This window comes from Sulfolobus acidocaldarius DSM 639 (assembly GCF_000012285.1).
GTDB lineage: Archaea > Thermoproteota > Thermoprotei_A > Sulfolobales > Sulfolobaceae > Sulfolobus > Sulfolobus acidocaldarius.
Genome location: NC_007181.1, coordinates 912059 through 929866 on the forward strand (window position 1 = coordinate 912059; position 17808 = coordinate 929866).

Consider the following 17808-nt stretch of genomic DNA (forward strand, 5'->3'; position numbering starts at 1 on the left):
AGTAGTATAAAATTAAAGGGTTAATAAATGATATCCATTCCGATTAAAGTGTATAAGTTATAGAGGTTCCTTCATTTATCTCCTTAATTTTGTCCCTGTATAGGAGGTACTTTATGTGAGCCATGGTTTCACCCATTGCTAACTGCTTATCAAAGTTTGACAACTCATCCCACTTCCTGTACCAGGAAATATTCATTGCTATTTCAAAGGCACTAGCTCTACCCTTCTTTTTCAAGATATCAATTATCTCTTGAAGTCTATGGAAATGGTGTTGCTTAATCTCTTCTATTCTCTCTTTAACGTTAGTAAATGGTTCTCCGTGGGCGGGGTAAATTGTATTTATCTCCAACTTCTCTATCTTATCAAGACTGTCTAAATATCTACCTAAGGGATCATCGTATGGAGCGTGGAGTGAAACATTAGGTGTGACATTTGGTAGGATATGGTCTCCACAAAATAGGTTTTCCCCGTATTTCACACATGAGTGACCTACCGTGTGTCCTGGAGTCCAAATAACTTCAGCCTCATTACCCCCTATTACTATCTTATCTCCGTCTTTTACACCCTCAAATTCTATGTCAGCTAGAAGTTCTTTAAAGAAAGCCCTCTGACTGAAAATTCTCTGTAGAAAATTTTCTGGGAAACCATTCCGTAATAGGTAATCCTTCATTTCTCTTTCATGTACTCCTTCAATGACGTCAGTGATAAACTGTAGCTCTTCCTGGTTAAGCAAAATCCTGCTTTTTTTAAATAGCCTAGCCTGCCCTATATGGTCTGGATGATAGTGGGTTATAAGTACATAGTCAGGATAACCACTCTTTTCAATAAATTCCTTTAGGACTACTGCATCGTCCTCTATGGGAAGACCCGTGTCGATAAGCAACGTATCATCTCCGTCCCTTATAACGTAAGAATTAATGTGTTTTAGGGGACCAGGCATTGGTAGGCTTAGTGTTGTTATCATAGTTCAAGAATTTGATTTTGAGTTATATAAGCATATTAGAAAACCACAGTGAAAAGCTCATGTATTTGACGCTAGGGCATACGCGTTAATTTTTATTCAATTTAATATTTATAAATTAGCAACTTATAATAGATATAATGATAAAAGGAATTCCCTCCACAGTAAATGATGAATGGCAACTGAACCTACATAAAGTAATCGAATACGCCTCTAAAGTCCACGGAGAAAGAGAAATTATTTCAGATAGAAGATTTCAAGGGGGAGTACTCCACAACTTAAATTATAGAAAAATATTCCATAGAATATCTAGCTTTACAAACTCCCTTGAAAAGGAACTTAATACAAAAGCTGGTGATATTATAGGTATATTGGGTTGGAACGATCACAGGTATTTTGAGTCATTCTTCACTGTCCCGTCTCTAGGAGCAGTGTTACTGGAATTAAACATCAGACTTCACCCTGCAGACTTACTATACATCTTAAAACACACTAGGGCAAAAGGTCTATTGGTTGACGATTCTTTACTTCCATTGGCTGAGGCTCTATCTAAGGAGTATAATTTTGACTACACTATCATCATGAGTGATAAACCTTTTGAGGAAATCAAGACGAATATCAGGAATGCATTTGGTTATGAAGAATTAGTGAAGTCCGGCTCACCCAACAGAAAATTTGAGGAGGTAGATGAAAAGTCTACGGCATTTGCTGCATTTACTACCGGGACTACGGGTCTACCAAAGGGTGTATTTTACTCCCATAGATCTGTGGTACTCCATGCGTTAAACATTTCTAGAGATCTTAAACCATCAGATGTGATATTACAAGCTGTTCCGTTCTTCCATGTCCATGGTTGGGGTACTCAGTTTGCTGGTGCAATTACTGGTTGTAAGCAGATATTTCCTGGTAGACCAACTGTTGACTCCATGGTTGAGCACATTTTAAATCATAAAGTTACGAGAACGGCAGCAGTACCTACTGTAGTTCTAGAATTATTAAGAAGAATAGAGACGATGGATCCTAAACCGAATTTAGCTGGCTTAAGACTAGGTATTGGGGGAGCGGAGCCGCCATCAGCTCTAGTTTCTGCCTTGGCGAAACACGGTATTGAGACAGGACAAGGATATGGTGCTACTGAGACAGGACCGGTAGTGGTAGCTGCGGTAGCTAAGCCCGAATTCGAGCAATTACCTGTAGAGGAGAAGTTCAAGAGGCTAAAACAAGGGTTAATACTATTTGGTGTCGAGGTAAAAGTAGTTGATCCTGTATCAGGAGAAGAGTTACCTTGGGATGGTAAGAGTGTGGGTGAAATTTGGTTTAGGGGACCATGGATCGCTAGGTCGTACTATAATGACCCGAGGAGTGCAGAGTCTTTTACTAGTGATGGGTGGTGGAAAAGTAAAGATTTAGGTGTTATTGATGAATTGGGCTATGTTAAATTAGTTGATAGGTTAAAAGACGTAGTTAAAAGCGGTGGTGAGTGGATTAGTAGTATTGATTTGGAGAACTTTTTGATGGCTCATCCTTATGTTAGAGAGGCTAGTGTTGTTGGTGTTCCTCACCCTAAGTGGGGTGAGAGACCATTGGCTGTGGTATCACTTAAACCTGAATATCAGAGTAAGGACAAGGAAGAAGTAAAGAAGTCACTACTTGATCACTTATCTAAGAGGTTTGCCAAGTGGCAGTTACCGGATGATATTGTCTTTGTTGATGAGATACCTAAGACTAGTGTTGGTAAGTTCAGGAAGGAGGAGTTGAGAAATAAGTATAAGGACTATTACATGAAACAATAGACGATCTAAAGAATTTTTTATTTTGTATTCATTTTATTTATGATTTTCAATAACAGGCACTACTGTAATGTTTGAAGATATATCTCTTTTATTAAGTATTAAGTCATGTTGCTTTTTCTACTTTTTGGCAGTTTTGTAATCCAATTTATTAGATTATTTTTAGCATAAGTTTATTTTTAATTCTTTAAGCAAAGTTTTTAACATAAGAGTTACTATATAAAGATATGGTATTAAATTTCGAAGAATACAAACATACGTATTTTAAGTCGATAAAGAAAGGAGGGATTGATTGGTCTCTATTTCCTATGAAGTTATATCAGCTGGGCAAGAAACTTTTTTGGGATCCATCGACAATTGATCTTACCCAAGACAGAGCAGACTGGGACAAGTTAAGGGATATAGATAAGTTTCTTATGGTCAATGTAACATCTAAGTTCGGTGCAGGCGAAGAGGCAGTAGCCCTTGATCTACACCCCTTGATTGTCACACTTGTTAAAGAAGGCAGAGTAGAGGAGGTCATGTATTTAGAGCAGTTTATTTTTGAGGAAGCGAAACATGTAGAAGCTTTTAGGAGGTTCTTGGACGCAGTAGGTGTTAAGGAGGACTTGGTGGAATTAACTAAGGATGTTTCACCAAACTACGCTAAGATATTCTATGAGGAGCTCCCAAAGGCAATGTGGAATTTGAATAGAGACCCGTCCCCTGAGAACCAAGTTAGAGCAGCTGTAACATACAATCTTGTGGTAGAAGGGGTCGCTGCTGAAGGCGGATACAATATTTTCAAATACATAACTAGGACATTTAATATATTTCCAGGACTAGCTAAAATGGTGAATTATATAGCTACTGACGAGTCAAGGCATATAGCCTTTGGGACATATCTCATTGCAAGGCTCATAAAAGAAGGAGGAGAGAGTGTATACAAGGCTGCAATGGAGCACATTAACTACTTGGGACCATACGCTGTGGGAATATTTTCAGAGCCTAATGTACCACAAGGTGTAGAGATACCTCTGAAGCTTAACCCAGAAGTCACCGTTGAGTACGCTAAAAAACTATTGAATGTGAGAATTCAGGCTATACAGAGGGCTAAGGAATTGAAGTTAGAGATGCTTACACCAAAGGACTTGGATGTGATAGAGAGTTTATAATGGTGAACCCCATGTTACTGGACCCCACATTCGAAATGAGTGATGACGTAAAACTAATTTTAGGAAGTATTAAGGAACTGTTGGATTCTAAGTGGGACACAAAGAAGTTTAGGAGTGTTTTAGAGGGAAATAAAGAACTCACTGAGCAGTTGTGGAAGGACATAATAAAACTGGAGATTCTACCATATATTTCCAATTCACCATTGAGAGATGCTGTAATAATAAATGAGTTAATTGGTAGTAAACTTCTGCCAGGTATAATAGCTAGTAGTGTAGTTGCCTCTAGGGGAATAAAGAGTAAGGATATACTGGATAAGCTCTTCTCAGGTGAAGTTAAGATAGCGGTCTCTGACTCCAACTATGTCCCAGGTGCAGATCAAGCAGATCTAATCCTCATTGATAACACAATAGTAAAGAGGAAAGATGCGGAATTGAAAAGTTTCAACTCTCTAGATAATTCGATGAAAATAAATGAAGTTAAGCATAATGCTGGCGAAAATGTACAAGTTAACAACGCTGAAATATCTATACTTTTTGCATCGCAGATGTTAGGACATGGACAGGAAGTGTTAAACATGGCTGTAAAGTATAGCAAAGAGAGGATAGCTTTCGGTAAGCCCATTGGTTCTTATCAAGCTATTAAACACAGAGTTGTAAATGACGCTGTTGATGTGGAGCTGGTTCGGTCTATAATATTGGAAGCATCTGATAACATTAAGTATGTATGGTTAGCGAAGGAGTTAGCTAATAAAAAGATACCAAAAGTGATTTTAAGCGGTATTCAAGTACATGGTGGGATTGGCTTCACTGACGATATGGACATACACTTACACCTAAAGAGGAGCCTTACCCTTAGCAAAATTTATAACGGAAAAGTGGACATTTCAGAGTTTCTGCAATCTTTATAATCTCCCGGTTTAAATTATTATAAGAGGTTAAAACAATGCTACAAGAAGTATATTTGGTAGATTTCGCTAGAACTCCTTTCACAAGGTTTACTAGAAAGGAACCACAAAAAGATCCTTTTTATAATTTGAGACCAGAGGAGTTAGCAGGCATAGTTATAAACAGGTTAATAGAAAAGAACGGGATAAACCCTAGAGAAATAGAGGAGATAGTTACAGGATGTGCTCTGCAAGTAGGTGAACAGTGGAGCTTCGGAGGAAGACATGAAGTATTTGCGTCCAGATTACCTTATACCATACCATCAATGGCAGTGGATAGACAGTGTGCTTCCTCAATAACAACTGTTGCAATAGGAGCAATGGAAGTAGCTACGGGTATGGCAGACATCGTATTAGCGGGAGGAGTAGAGAAAATGTCAAAAACTCCCATGTTTGACAACCCACACATAGAGCCTAACATGGCTTTTCTAACTGACCCAAAATACGCTGAGTATGACCTCACAACTGGTTATGTTATGGGTTTAACAGCAGAGAGACTGGCTGAGGAGGCAAAGATATCCAGGGAAGAGATGGACAGATGGTCACTAAGAAGTCATCAGATGGCTACTAAAGCCATTCAAGAGGGCTATTTCAAAGACGAGATAATACCCTTCGAAACTGAAGTGGAAGGAAAGAAAATTACGCTGACTACTGATCAGTCTGTGAGACCAGACACAAGTTTAGAGAAGTTATCTCAATTACCTCCAGCATTTAGACCAAATGGTACAATTACAGCAGGCAATTCAGCTCCTCTGAACTCCGGTTCAGCATATGTACTACTCATGTCTAAGAACGCATTAAAGAGGTATGGATTAACACCAATGGCTAAAATCAGGAGTTTCGGATTTGCAGGAGTTCCTCCAGCGGTAATGGGCAAAGGTCCAGTCCCCTCCTCTAAAAAGGCTTTAGAAAAGGCTAACTTGAATGTAAAGGACATCTCGTTGTGGGAAATAAATGAAGCTTTCGCTGTAGTAGTACTAAACGCTATCAAGGAATTGGGATTAGATGAGAGCACAGTTAATAAGAGAGGTGGAGCTATAGCCATAGGTCACCCATTAGGTGCAACAGGAGCTAGAATAGTTGGGACATTAGCTAGGCAACTATTGATTGAAGGAAAGGACTACGGTGTTGCTACGCTCTGTGTAGGAGGAGGACAGGGAGGAGCAATTGTAGTGGAAAGAGTATAAAAAGAAGTTTTTCTATTTTTCCTCACTATTTTATGGCTTTATAAGAATTTTACCATGTCTTTTTCTGTCCTTCAACATATCTAAAGCCTTATCAAAATCCTCTATTGATACCTCACCACCTATAACTGGCGTAATCTTATTTTGCCTAACCATCTCCAATGTGTCCACTATGTCCTTCTTTGTAGCCCCGGCATGTCCAATTAACTCAACATTCTTTAGGACTAAGTAACCTAGCCTTAGACTGAAATTGACAGAGGGATCAATATTCCCTACTTGTACTATCTTACCACCTATTTTCAGTGACCTCATACTCTCATCAAGAGTAGGACCTCCTACATTGTCCACTACTATTGAAGGTTCTCCAAATCCCTTTCTAACCTCTTCAGCAAACTTGTTCCCAACTACCACGTAATCTGAAAATTTTCCAACGATCTTAGCCTTACTCTCTTCACTTGTTACTCCTACTACTTTTGCTCCTAAAGCTTTAGCAACCTGAAGGGCATGAATACCAACACCACCTCCTGCACCAGTCACTAAAACTATATCCCCCTGCTTTACATTAGCTCTCTTAAGCCCTCTGTAAATCATTGCAGCAACACAGGGAACTACTACAGCCCCTTCATCTGAAACTCCAGGAGGGACTTTAACAAGAGAGTTTGCTTTCACAAGTATTCTCTCTGCGAAAAATCCGTCAAGCTCCTGTGCATAGAGTTGTCTGTTGTTACAATATATCTCTTCTCCCATCTTACAGTTGTCACAAGTCCAATCTGGAACGTAAAGTAGTGAGGTCACAATATCACCCTTTTTGAATCCCTCAACACCTTCTCCAACTTCCTCAATTTCTCCTACCATCTCATGCCCCAATATAAGAGGGTATTTTGAGCGGGGATAAAATCCTTGGATCTGAAGAAGGTCTCTATAACATAGTGCTGCTTTCCTTAACTTTACCACAACTTCTGATTTACCTGCCTTTGGCTCTTGCACGTTTTTATCTATTTTATAACCTTGTTTAAAACCTGGAAGAATTACAGCTTTCATAGTTCAATTAAATATAAACAAACAAAAATAATTAAAATTTTGTATTCAAAAACTGTTGTAGAATACTCGTCTCAGTGTTGCCCCTATTAGACCAATTGCGTCCATACCCTGAGGTATTAAGGGGAAGAAGGAGACGAAGCCATGGATTACGTTATTAAACCTGACACTAGTGACAGGTATGCCTGCCATTAATAGTTTATTAGCGTAAGCCTCTCCTTGATCTCTAAGAGGATCATACTCAGCAGTTATTATCAAAGCTGGAGGTAGTCCAGTGAGATCCTGATTCAGTATTGGTGAAAATTTAATGTCGAGTAAGTCCATGTAAGATCTTAGGTACTGAGAGCCGAACCACTCAATTTGTTCCCTTGTAAGGAAGTACCCATCATAGTACTCTACCATTGACCTTGATGTGTAGTCTGCACCAGTAGCTGGGTAGATTAACACCTGATGTTTCAGGTTAATTTTACCTTTAGTCAGAATTGATACTACAGCAGATAAGTTTCCTCCAGCACTGTCTCCGCCGACTGCGACACCTTGCTTACCCTCTAGGCTTTCCGCATTTTCATAGATCCACTTTGTGGCATCCACAGAGTCGACAACAGCAGATGGGAATTTATTCTCAGGTGCTAGTCTGTAATCTATAGACGCTACAACGCAGTTACACGCGTTGGTTATTGCCCTACAAACTGGGTCATATGATTCAATATCTCCTATAACAAATCCTCCACCATGAAGATACACTAGTATTCCATAAGGTCCCTTTGTCTTGGGATAATAGACCCTGGCTGGAATCATGGTCTCTGTCCCAGGTATCTTTATGTCCTCAATATTTCCCACATCCATCTTTGGAGCTGCAGAGGATATTTGGCGGAATACCTTTCTCACTTCATCTACAGGTACCTTACCTATTGGTATTACAAAACCAGACTCTAAAAGTTTCTTTATGGTTGGATCTAAAGGCATAATCTATTTATACATTAGAAATAAATAAACCTTCCTTTAGTTTATTTCGTTTCATAGTAAACTTTTGGCATTTCTCTATTCCATAGTCTCCACTTCTCTTGCCCAACCAATAGTTCTCCTGACAGCTTCCTTCCACCCCTTATACAATCTCTCCCTTCTATCCTCCTGTAATGAAGGAATGAACTCCCTATCTACTGCCCATTTACTCTTTAACTCTTCTAGGGAACTCCAATAGTCCACTGCTAAACCTGCAAGCATAGATGCACCCATTGATGTAGTCTCTATCACTCTAGGTCTAACAATCCTTATTCCCAATATGTCAGCCTGAAATTGCATTAACAAGTTATTTTTCGACACACCGCCATCTACCTTTAGGACATTTACAAATTCTTTTCCAACGTCTTTCTTAATTACCTCTATCACATCCCTAACCTGATATGCGATCGATTCCAAGACAGCCCTGGCTATATGTCCCCTACTTGTCCCTCTTGAAATTCCTATGATCAGACCCCTAGCATATGGATCCCAGTAGGGAGAACCTAAACCAGAAAATGCAGGGACAAAGTAAACTCCTCCGTTATCAACAACACTTGACGCAAGACTCTCGATTTCATCGGAACTACTTACTAAACCTAGTCCGTCCCTAACCCACTGAACTGCTGCACCGGTTGTGAATATGCTCCCTTCTAGTGCGTACTTTACGTCTTTACCGATTTTCCACGCAATGGTGGTAAGTAGGTCTTTTGAATCATATATCTCCTCTCCAGAGTTCATTAATATGAAACTCCCAGTACCATAAGTACATTTCACATCTCCTTTACTGAATCCCAGTTGACCAAATAATGCAGCCTGTTGATCTCCAGCATCTCCGCTGATCGGTATATTTCCAACGGGCTCAGCGTATCCATACACTTCACTGGAGGACCTAACTTCAGGCAGTATTGCCTCTGGAATTTCTAGAATTTCTAGAATGTCCCTATCCCACTCCAACTTTTTTATATTAAACAGCATTGTCCTAGATGCGTTAGAGTAGTCTGTAACATGGACTTTACCATTAGTGAGTTTCCAAATTAGATATGTGTCTACTGTGCCAAACTTTATTTCGCCCCTCTCTGCTTTTTCTCTTACACCTGGGACGTTATCAAGAATCCACTTAATCTTTGAAGCGCTAAAATAAGGGTCAGGGATTAAACCGGTCTTGCTCTTAAACAGGTTAAGGTAGTTTGATTTTAACCAGTCTGTTATATCCGAAGTCCTCCTATCCTGCCACACCACAGCATTGTAAACTGGTCTTCCACTCCTACTGTCCCACATTATGGTGGTCTCTCTCTGATTTGCTATACCAATAGCAGAAACCTGGCTAATCTCGATCTTGGCTTTCTCTACAGCTTTCTTTATCATACTTACCTGCTTTTCAAATATTTCCTCAGGATTTTGCTCCACATAACCTGGTCTTGGGAAATACTGTGTCAGTTCAGTCTGTGCTATGCTTATGACGTTTAGGTCTTCATCGAAAACTAGAGCCCTTGCACTTGTAGTCCCCTCATCCACTGCCAATATGTATTTGGACACATTAACTATTTTAAGAAACTTGGTATATAATTTTTATTTAATGATAACGTTTAAAACCAAAGAGTTTTATATCATTTCTTATACTATACTTTAATGAAGCAAAACAGTTCAGTTATAGTAATTGGGGGAGGCGCCACTGGGTTATTCACAGCTTTAGATCTAAGTTTGAGGGGAATAAACGTTACTTTAGTAGAAAGAGGGGATATTGCGTCAGGGACATCGGGAAAATTCCATGGTTTACTACATAGCGGAGCTAGATATGCGGTCAACGACCCTGAATCTGCCAAAGAGTGTAAACAGGAAAACGAAGTCCTGTCTAAGATAGCACCTGAGTTTGTAAGAGATACCGGAGGAGTTTTCGTGGGGATAACTGAGGACGATGTAAACTACTCACAGAGGTTTTTATCAGCCCTCAACAGTCTTGGAATCACTAATAAAGTAATGGATGTTGAAGAACTCATCAGAAGAGAACCCTTCATAAATAAGAAGTCAAAAATAGCCATCTGGGTTCCAGATAAGGTGGTCTATGGTTATGATCTACTGGCAACAGTGGCGTTAACAGCGTCTCTCAATGGTGCGAAAATTTTAACTTACAATGAAGTGAAGAGGGTCTTGAGAGAGGGTAACTCTGTCAGGAGAGTAGAGGTTAAGGACAACATTTCTGGTGAGACTAAAATCTTGAATGGAGATATTATAGTAAACACTGCAGGACCCTGGGCTTTTAGAGTAATTGAAATGGCTGGATTAGGAGAAATCCCTTTACTCCCCACAGCTGGAATAATGGTAGTCATGAAGGAAAAATTGAACAGTATGGTGATAAATAGGCTTAGACCCCCTTCAGACGGAGACATTATTGTACCTTATGGAGATTCATCCATAATTGGAACCACAGCAACCATTATTCCTGACCCTGACAATTTTGAAATATCTGATGAAGACATAAACATGTTAATTGAGGAAGGGGCATACATGATTCCCAGGTTGAAGGAGGTAAAACCTGAAAGGGCATACGCGTCTGTTAGACCTCTGATTAAAAATGCAGAAGATGGGAGAGGGGCAACAAGGGATTTCATGATCATTGACCATGAAAAAGTGGATAGCTTAGACGGTTTGATCTCAGTCATCGGAGGTAAGTTTACCACTTCTAGACTAGCCGGTGAGAAAGTAAGTGATATGGTATCTGAAAAGCTAGGAATAAGGGAGAAAAGCAAGACAGCCACTATCAAACTCATGTCTGAACTAGATGAGAAACTCTTAGAAAAGAAGAGAGTACCTAAAGTATTGGTGAAGATGATACGTGAAAGGAAGGGGTCTCTTGACGAGGATAGGTACTCCACAGCAATGTATATCCTTTTGTCATTACTGGCGAGGGGGGAATAATTATGGAGATGAGTGGGAAGTTTCTTGTAGAAAAATCGGAGGAAAAGGTCAAGGAGTTATTGACAGACCCAAAAATGTTCTCCCAGTGCTTACCTGGAATTCAGAATTACGAGATATCTGGCGAATCATTTAAGGCTGTCTTCAAAATCGATGTAAGTGAGATGAGAATCCCACATATTACAACACTTACAGCATCCATTAACGCTACAATTACCACCGAGAGTAACAATCAGATACATATAAAAGGTAATGGTAGGTCTGCAGGAGTTAGTATAAAGATGGATATAGTTTTGGATTTAGGGTCTGAAGAAGGTAAAACTGCAGTAAAGTGGACAGCTATCTTAGATATGGGTATGTTAACTAAGCTACTGGGCGAGTCCAATATAAGACAGATTGCAGAGTCTAATGTGAAAAGTATAATCTCCTGTCTTTCAAGAGTTTAAGTAAAAAAGGAGAAGAAAAGGAATTTTCGTTTTAAAACCTACACCGTCCAGCGAGAAAAACGAGGGAAAAATCAGACTACATTGAAGACATAGGTTAAATATCCTTCAGGCTCCCTTCTTACTACTTCCAGTTTTACCTTAGATCCGACTTTCACATTATTTCCCTTTATCCAGCCCAAAACATTTACGCCATTACTAATCCTTACAATTCCCACAACGTAGTCACTGTAATGGGAAAAGGATGTGGGTTTAACATTAACCACAGTAAATGCTATAACTTCACCTTCCTTAGGCATCTCGATCCATTCGAGATTTGATACTCTGCATTTTGGACAGTCATCTTGCGGAGGGAAATATATGGTACCACACTTTTGACACTTTGTAGCAAGTAATTTCCCTTCCTTTAATCCTTCAAAGAATTTGGATACCTTCTTCACGGGAAACTGATAGCGTAAAGTAATTTCCCTTACTCCAACCCAAATTGGATTACCAGTCTTCTGGTCATTTACAACAGGTAAACCTGTAGATTTAATCACATTGTCCAAGTTCTTGACATATGCTGAAATTTCTTTTTGGATCTTATCTCTGGTTTCGCTCACACTCAACTTGAAGGCCTCCTGGTTGAGTATATTGTTATGTATGCGTAGTGTCCTGTTCCTCCTACGTTGTGTGTTATTCCCATCCCGTTCCTTATGTCTGCCTGTGTGCCTTTATGTGCCCTGTATAGTAGTTGTCTTGTTATTGACACTGCCATGCTTACTCCTGTTGCCCCTATTGGGTGTCCTTTAGCCTTTAAACCACCATCAACGTTTACTGGTATTTTTCCACCAATATATGTCTCACCATTCCTAGCCATCAAGTGTCCTTCTCCCCTCTTTGCAAACCCTAAGTCCTCATATGCCATTATCTCAGCTATTGTGAAACAGTCATGTACATCTGCAACATCAAAATACCTCCATGCATCACTGAAATCAATTTTAGCCCTCTTATAAGCCTCTTTTGCTGCCACATATGATGCCTCTATACCTGTGAAATCTGTCCTTCTGCTTAGATTAGCAGTTCCACTTGCTACTCCCTGAGATACTATCCATACTGGTGAGTCTGTTATCTTTCTGGCTACTTCCTCAGAGGCTAAAATAAGTGCAGCTGCACCATCAGTTATTGGTGAAGAATCCAGTAGTTTTAAGGGTTGGGCTACAGGTTTAGACTTCAAGTATTCTTCCATTGTTATTTCCTTCTGGAATTGAGCATAAGGATTCCTTGCACCGTAGTAATGGTTCTTCACAGCAACACTACCTAAATCCTCTTCTTTCATTCCGTATTTAGCCATATAAGCACTTGCATATAGTGCATAGTAACCTGGGAATGTTAAACCGAAGTTTTCAAATTCCCAGAAGTAGTTCCCTGCCCTTCCTATAAGTTCTATTACTTGAGGGTTAGGGGATTGACTCATCTGTTCTACTCCTACAACCAGAGCAACATCTATTTCTCCAGCTTTAATTGCTTGGTAAGCGTCTCTTATGGCAGCACTCCCTGTTGCACATGCAGCTTCAACCCTCATGGTCCCCTTGGGTGTTAAATCACAATACTCTCCGACCACTACAGCTGGTAGTTCTTCCGCACTCCACATTCCGACATTTCCGACTACAAAGTACTGAATGTCCTTCTGTTCAAGATTAGCTTCTTCTAAGGCTTGTTTTACAGCTTCCCATGCTAACTCTTGCATACTTACGTCGTTTCTTACCCCGAACTTTGAATGTCCTGTTCCAACAATTGCCACGTTTCTCATGAATCTCACTTGTTCTTCTCTGCCATTTCTCTCAGTACTTTCTTATCTATCTTGTTAGTTGAAGTTAAGGGTAATGTGTCGACAAATATGAACTTATCTGGTATCCACCACTTCTGTATCCTTCCCTGATCGGTTAAACCAAGCATAAACTGTCTTAACTCGTCTTCAGTCACTTTCTCTTTGGCAACAATAAAAGCAACTGGTCTTTCACCCCACTTCTGATCCTTAACACCGACCACAGCGACTTGTGCTACCTTTGGATGTAATGATATGGCGTCTTCCAACAGTAACGAGGGTATGAACTCGCCTCCGCTCTTTATAGCGTCTTTATCTCTATCGACGATATGTAGGTAACCATATTCATCAATATAAGCTAAGTCACCTGTGTGTAACCAACCACCTCTCCATAATTGGGCTGTCTTCTCAGGATTCTTATAATACTCTTTTGTGAGCCATGGAGATCTTACAACTATTTCACCTATCTCTCCAGGCTTCTTGTCCTTACCTGTATCAGGATCAACAACTCTAATTTGAACTAGAGGTATTGGGACTCCTGTGGATATCTGAAGTGAGAATTTCTTCTCGGCATCTAACTTCTGTGCTACATTGTTGTAGTATCCCATACTCAATACAGGGCAAGTCTCAGATAAACCGTAGCCGGTGGTCACTGTTATTCCCAACTCCCTTGCCTTCCTTGCTAAACCCTCAGGTAAAGCGGAACCACCTATAGTTATTTTCCACTTCTTAAACACGTGAGTATACTTAGGTGCATCAGGATGGGTCAAGAGTAAGTGAAGGATTGTGGGAACCATAGCTGAGTAAGTTACTCCTTCTTTTTCCATTAACTTAAGTATAAATCCGTAGTCGTATCTACCTGGTAAGACATACTTTGTACCAGCTAAAAACGTGACAAATGGAAATCCCCATTGATGAACATGGAACATAGGCACTAGGATCATATACACGTCTTCTGGTGAGAGATTAAATGGCGACCTTGTGCCGGTTAAAGCCACACTCATGGCATGCATGAACAACTTTCTGTGAGTGAACCATACTCCTTTAGGTTCTCCTGTTGTACCTGAGGTATAAAATATGGTGGACATGTCATTCTCCTTAACATCGAACTCCTCAGTAGGCTCATTACTTTCGATCAATTCCCAGAAATCTGCATTGGAGATTGGGGATTTAACTTTCTCCTTGTTATCGCTATACGTGATTACCTTCATACCAGGAGGAATGATGTTCTTCGCCTTTTCAATTAGAGGTACAAATTCGTCTCTGACAACTAAGTACTTGTCCTCTGCGTGAAGTATAGTCTTTACGATCAAATCCAATGGGTACCTTAAGTTGATCGTATGTAAAACAGCTCCACTTAATGGCACTCCGTAGTAAGTGTGGAAGTATACATCAGTGTCCCAGTCTAAAACCCCTATCCTCTCCCCCTTTTTCACTCCTAGTTTCTTTAACCCAGTAACTAATCTTTTTACAGAATTACTGAACGAAGAAAAAGTATATCTTCTTATATCTCTGTATACTATCTCTTTATCAGGAAATGTTCTAATACCTGTATCTAAAATTTTATCTAATGTTAATTCGTATTCGTAATACTCATTGCTCATGAAATAAATAAAACAAATCCAGTATAAAAAATTAGTTACATTTTTATGCCAAATAATCTTCTAGCCGTTTCCTTCAATATAACTAGTTTCTGTATATCGTTTGCCCCTTCATAGATCTTCATTATTTCAACATCTCTCAGTAGTCTCTCGACACCAGTTGAAGTGGCTACACCATATCCACCGTGTACAGTTATAGCCCTTATGGCAGCCCTCTCAGCGACCTCAGTAGCAAAATACTTAGCCATAGATGAGGCGATGATAGCCTCATTTGTCATCCCTTTGTTATAAAGGGTAGCAGCCCAATATGTAACTAACCTAGCTGCGTTTACTTCTGTTAATGTTTCTGCTATTTTCTCCTGGACCATCTGGAATCCCAGAAGTGGTGAGCCGAAAGCACTCCTTTGCACTGAGTAGTTTGTCATCTTCTCTAATGCAGCTTGTGCAACACCTAAGGCTTGTCCAGCCACACCAACTCTCGAAGCGTCAAACGTAGACATTGCGTATTTGAATCCCATGCCCTCTTCTCCTACTAAGTTCTCTGCAGGAACTTCAACATCCTCGAATGCCAGCTCAGCAGTATTTGATGCCTTTAGTCCCATTGTCTCAATTCTGTTTAGTACTTTTACTCCTTTCCATTCTCTCTCTACTACGAACATTGATATTCCCTTCCACCTCGCATTTGGTTCTGGTGGTGAAGTCCTTGCAGTGACAACATAATAATCAGCAATACCACCATTGGTAATGAATATCTTCCTCGCATTTAGGATATACTTTCCGTTCACTTTCTTGGCAGTTGATTGCATCCCTGCAACATCACTTCCTGCCTGTGGTTCAGTGTTTGCAAATGCAGCTACCTTATCTCCCTTGGCAACAGGTGTAACATACTTCTTCCTCTGCTCCTCACTACCAAAAAGTAGTATTGGAGTCATGAATAGACCTCCTACTGCCACTCTTGTTGAAAGTGCAGCCCATACTCTTGCCATCTCCTCTTGTGCTATAACTGTCATCAGTGAGTCTCCGCCTTGTCCTCCGTACTCCTCAGGGACTGATACACCGTATAAGCCTAACTCTTTAGCTTTCTCTAAAACTTCCTTAGGGATCTGTCCCTCTTTTTCTCCTTTTTCCACGTAAGGCGCTACATCCCTTTCCATGAATTCCCTTACTGCCCTTCTAAAAAGTTCATGTTTTTCTGATATTTCTACATTGAATGCTTCCATTGTTTTAAAAGGCAAAACCATGCTTTACTTTACCTTTCAGTCCTATTAAGCTTTTCTTCCAGACCGTTTATTAAAAATGTGGATTTGAAAGACTAAGCGGAAATCTGCTTTTTTCCTTAGCCTCTTTCCTTATTTAAAAGTTTTTTATGATGTTTTTAAGGTAAGGACAGAGATTTTCCACTTATAATTATACTACTTGGGGGCAGTTTTGCAAAGTTATTAGTTATATCTATAGGATTAGTGTTATGTTTATTTGAAAAATTAGAACTGCCTTTAAAATAATCAGTTGATTATAATGTCAACTTTATAAAAGTTTAAACATAGTAGGTCGGGTCTGCCAGGCGTGAATATAGTGATATTAGAAAGTAGTAAATTATACTTTTGAATACTTTTTGGATACGAAGTGTAACATGTTGTTTAAAATTTCTTGATCTTTATTAACAGTTCTACAATAACGAAGACACGCATATGGCTTAAGATTTAAAAATATTGGCAACTAGGAGGGAGATGGAAACATGTCTTATCGCCATATTCATGTATTGTGAGCTTGATTACGTAAAGGTTAATATAAGCACGTACGTATATATAAAGGTTAAGGTTAAACTATCTATAGATAGTGAAGTTTTAAAGAAGGCTAAAGAACTTGCCGTTGAAAGAAAGGTCACTCTCAGTGAGATTTTCGAGAAAGCAGTATCAGAACTTGGTAACTTGTCAACTGTCAATAAGATTATGAGAGAATTAGATCTATCGCCTAGGCTTATTTCCTTTGAGGAAGTTACCAAGAGTAGAATTACCTTAAACGCCAGTGATTTAGTTGGGGAAATGAGAGATGAACTATTTAGATACTAGCACAATAGTTAAGAGATACTTTAATGAGCCTGGCAGCCAGAAAGTGGACTAAGTATATGGAGATGCTCGGAAAGGTTCACTGACTATCTCATTTTCGACATGGAGCATGAAGAGTTAGCTTATTTAGGCATTTTCAAGACTCCTATTAACATGTTACCCTTAAATCAGTATATCGACAGTGGTTCAAACTCATAATAATGTTCCAGTCTACCCACTACTTTAGATACGGGTTTAAATTATAACGGACTTTTTCACTTAGACTCTACTGGCATACTCGCAAAGGAAAATAAAAATAAAATGAAGTACTAACTTATTTCCCAGAAAGCTTTGCCACTACTTGCTTTATTTCTTCGTAGTTGGGCTCTATGCCAGGATTGTCTGATACCCACTTGTATCTAATAACTCCGTCTTTATCGATAATGAATACTGATCTCTTTGATATCACATAGTCCTTTAGGATAGGCAATTCTCCAGCTATACCATAAGCCTTTACGGCTACTCTGTTAAAGTCACTAAGTAATGGGAAGTTTATCTTATTTTGCTCCTTAAACGCCTTGTTTGAAAATGGAGGATCCACACTTATACCTAATACAACTGCATTAAGTTCATTAAACTTGGATAAAGAGTCTCTGAAAGTACACATTTCTTTTGTACAAACACTGGTAAACGCACCGGGGTAGAATGCTAAAACGACTACCTTACCCTTGAAGTCTGTCGGTATTTTCCATTTCTTTAGGTCTGTATCCACTAATTCAATCTCGGGTGCTTTTTCTCCTACTTCAGGCATAAGAAACTATACGTAAGCTAGAATATAAGCTTTTAATATATAAGTACTAAACACTATTATATCCTTATCTTAACTGGAGTAATAGAAGATTATAGGATAAACTTGTAGTTATTAT

At 39.4% G+C, this 17808-nt stretch carries 16 protein-coding genes; 7 read left to right on the plus strand and 9 right to left on the minus strand.

The annotated features are described in order from the left end of the window. Positions 1 to 43 precede the first annotated feature (43 nt). Positions 44 to 964 carry an MBL fold metallo-hydrolase gene (locus SACI_RS05290; protein WP_011277964.1) on the minus strand — a complete coding sequence of 307 codons (921 nt, stop codon included), beginning with the start codon at positions 962 to 964 and terminating at the stop codon, positions 44 to 46. Between the two features lie 137 nt (positions 965 to 1101). Here SACI_RS05290 and SACI_RS05295 point away from each other — a divergent pair, with 137 nt between their 5' ends. The 4 genes from SACI_RS05295 (at position 1102) to SACI_RS05310 (ending at position 6036) form a co-directional block, all read left to right on the plus strand. Further along, entirely contained in the window at positions 1102 to 2754 is a 1653-nt protein-coding gene (locus SACI_RS05295; protein ID WP_011277965.1) for a long-chain-fatty-acid--CoA ligase, read from the plus strand. Between the two features lie 224 nt (positions 2755 to 2978). Beyond that, positions 2979 to 3905 (plus strand): R2-like ligand-binding oxidase, encoded by a 927-nt coding sequence (locus SACI_RS05300; protein WP_011277966.1) that lies wholly within the window; start codon positions 2979 to 2981, stop codon positions 3903 to 3905. A gap of 11 nt (positions 3906 to 3916) precedes the next feature. After that, a complete protein-coding gene (locus SACI_RS05305) occupies positions 3917 to 4813 on the plus strand; it encodes an acyl-CoA dehydrogenase family protein (protein WP_015385555.1) in 897 nt (298 codons plus the stop codon). A gap of 35 nt (positions 4814 to 4848) precedes the next feature. Continuing rightward, entirely contained in the window at positions 4849 to 6036 is a 1188-nt protein-coding gene (locus SACI_RS05310; RefSeq protein WP_011277968.1) for an acetyl-CoA C-acetyltransferase, read from the plus strand. A gap of 30 nt (positions 6037 to 6066) precedes the next feature. Here SACI_RS05310 and SACI_RS05315 read toward each other — a convergent pair whose 3' ends face one another. The 3 genes from SACI_RS05315 to glpK all read right to left on the minus strand — a co-directional run bounded on the left by SACI_RS05315 (position 6067) and on the right by glpK (position 9609). Continuing rightward, positions 6067 to 7074 (minus strand): acryloyl-coenzyme A reductase, encoded by a 1008-nt coding sequence (locus SACI_RS05315; RefSeq protein ID WP_011277969.1) that lies wholly within the window; start codon positions 7072 to 7074, stop codon positions 6067 to 6069. A 45-nt stretch (positions 7075 to 7119) separates the two neighbouring features. After that, a complete protein-coding gene (locus tag SACI_RS05320; protein WP_011277970.1) occupies positions 7120 to 8037 on the minus strand; it encodes an alpha/beta hydrolase in 918 nt (305 codons plus the stop codon). 75 nt (positions 8038 to 8112) lie between these two features. Beyond that, on the minus strand, positions 8113 to 9609 hold the full coding sequence (gene glpK / locus SACI_RS05325; RefSeq protein ID WP_011277971.1) for a glycerol kinase GlpK: 1497 nt from the start codon (positions 9607 to 9609) through the stop codon (positions 8113 to 8115). A 93-nt stretch (positions 9610 to 9702) separates the two neighbouring features. Here glpK and SACI_RS05330 point away from each other — a divergent pair, with 93 nt between their 5' ends. After that, positions 9703 to 10989, plus strand: coding sequence for an FAD-dependent oxidoreductase (locus SACI_RS05330; RefSeq protein ID WP_011277972.1), 1287 nt, complete (start codon positions 9703 to 9705; stop codon positions 10987 to 10989). Positions 10990 to 10991: 2 nt separating this feature from the next. Then, positions 10992 to 11432, plus strand: a complete 441-nt coding sequence (locus SACI_RS05335; protein WP_011277973.1) for an SRPBCC domain-containing protein — start codon at positions 10992 to 10994, stop codon at positions 11430 to 11432. 71 nt (positions 11433 to 11503) lie between these two features. Here the strand turns inward: SACI_RS05335 and SACI_RS05340 are convergent, their stop codons facing one another. The 4 genes from SACI_RS05340 to SACI_RS05355 are packed head-to-tail and all read right to left on the minus strand — an operon-like array spanning position 11504 to position 16078. Further along, positions 11504 to 12037, minus strand: coding sequence for a Zn-ribbon domain-containing OB-fold protein (locus SACI_RS05340; RefSeq protein ID WP_015385556.1), 534 nt, complete (start codon positions 12035 to 12037; stop codon positions 11504 to 11506). Next, positions 12034 to 13221, minus strand: coding sequence for a thiolase domain-containing protein (locus SACI_RS05345; RefSeq protein WP_011277975.1), 1188 nt, complete (start codon positions 13219 to 13221; stop codon positions 12034 to 12036). The genes SACI_RS05340 and SACI_RS05345 overlap by 4 nt, the downstream gene beginning before the upstream one ends. A 5-nt stretch (positions 13222 to 13226) precedes the next feature. Then, a complete protein-coding gene (locus tag SACI_RS05350) occupies positions 13227 to 14840 on the minus strand; it encodes a long-chain fatty acid--CoA ligase (protein ID WP_011277976.1) in 1614 nt (537 codons plus the stop codon). Positions 14841 to 14875: 35 nt separating this feature from the next. Beyond that, on the minus strand, positions 14876 to 16078 hold the full coding sequence (locus tag SACI_RS05355; protein WP_011277977.1) for an acyl-CoA dehydrogenase family protein: 1203 nt from the start codon (positions 16076 to 16078) through the stop codon (positions 14876 to 14878). 486 nt (positions 16079 to 16564) lie between these two features. On the opposite strand from SACI_RS05355, the gene SACI_RS05360 reads away from it, so the two are divergent. Further along, the gene (locus tag SACI_RS05360; RefSeq protein WP_230937957.1) at positions 16565 to 16906 is read left to right on the plus strand and encodes a hypothetical protein; all 342 of its coding nucleotides are present in this window, start codon (positions 16565 to 16567) and stop codon (positions 16904 to 16906) included. A gap of 310 nt (positions 16907 to 17216) precedes the next feature. Here the strand turns inward: SACI_RS05360 and SACI_RS05365 are convergent, their stop codons facing one another. Then, complete coding sequence (locus SACI_RS05365) at positions 17217 to 17693, minus strand: peroxiredoxin (RefSeq protein WP_011277979.1); 477 nt, start codon at positions 17691 to 17693, stop codon at positions 17217 to 17219. Between the last annotated feature and the right edge of the window lie 115 nt (positions 17694 to 17808).